The organism is Parasphingomonas frigoris (assembly GCF_036663815.1).
Lineage (GTDB): Bacteria > Pseudomonadota > Alphaproteobacteria > Sphingomonadales > Sphingomonadaceae > Sphingomonas.
In genome coordinates, this window is sequence record NZ_JAXOJQ010000062.1 from 1 (window position 1) to 1,215 (window position 1,215).

General features: G+C 58.4%; 1 protein-coding gene. It reads left to right on the forward strand.

What is annotated here, in order from left to right:
- Positions 1 to 1,215, forward strand: a 1,215-nt coding sequence (locus U1872_RS22470; RefSeq protein WP_503655209.1) for a TonB-dependent receptor, incomplete at both ends; no start/stop codon positions are given.

Below are 1,215 nucleotides of genomic sequence, written 5' to 3' on the forward strand. Positions count from 1 at the left end.
AACCGCGACCGCTACTTTGTGCGCGGTCAGCTACTATTCAAGCCGAGCGATGATTTCAGACTGCGCCTTATCGGCGACTACAGCCACCGTGACGAAAGCTGCTGCGGCGCGACCTACTACAGCAAGTTCGAAACCTTCGACCCGACAGTAAATGCTGTGCAGTCGAACGGCAGCAGTATAAACACCGATGGCGCTGTAGCCTATTCGGACTCAAACCGCATACTTGGTGTTCTCAACCGGCTCGGCGCGGTCCGCCCAACAACCGATACGCGTGCCAATCCGTTCGATCGCAGTGTCGCAATCTCGCCGGGCCGTACCTTCCGCAACGTGACCGAGGATTACGGCGGGTCCGGGCAGATCGACTGGGATTTCGGCGGCATCAACATCACGTCGATCACGGCCTATCGTGAAAACAAATCGGGCAACGCCGGCGATACCGACTACGGAAATGTTGACTTCAGCTACCGCGACAATGATTCCTATCGACAGTTCAAGACGTTCACGCAGGAGGTTCGTCTCCAGGGCTCTGCGTTTAATGGCAAGCTCGACTGGCTCGTCGGCGGTTTCTATTCGCACGAAAAACTCAATGTGGTCGACAGCACCAAGTTCGGTACGCAATATGGTACCTTTGCTGCCTGTCGTCTGGTAGCGACGCTCAACCCCGCGGTAGCTCTTCAGGATCAGAACGCGCCGGGTTGCCTCAGCGCGGCAGGCCGCGCGACGGTCACGGGCGCTTTCGGTGGAATTGCCCCGTCAGTACTCGGCGGGCTGGATCGCCTGTCCGGTACGATCGTCAATGGCGTTCGCGTCGGAGGCGTCAACGACGTCGGCGACCAGGGATCGCGCTATCGCCAGACCAGCGAGAATTATGCATTCTTCACTCACAATATCTTCAACATCACCGACACTCTGTCGCTGACGCTTGGCCTACGTTACACACACGAGGCGAAGGATTTTCGGGCCAATCTGAACAACAACAATACAGTCTGCCCGGTACAGCAGGCCAATCTTTCGCCCTTACTGTCGAATGCCGCAGTGCCTGCCACCGCACGTACCTTCATCGGCGGCATCGTGACGCTGACCTGCACCGGCAATAGCTCGTCGACAATCAACGCGCTCAACCTCAACGACAGCTTCTCGGACGGTGAATTCACCGGCACCGCGGTGGTGTCGTGGAAGCCGACGCCGCGGCTGCTCACCTACGCGTCCTATGCC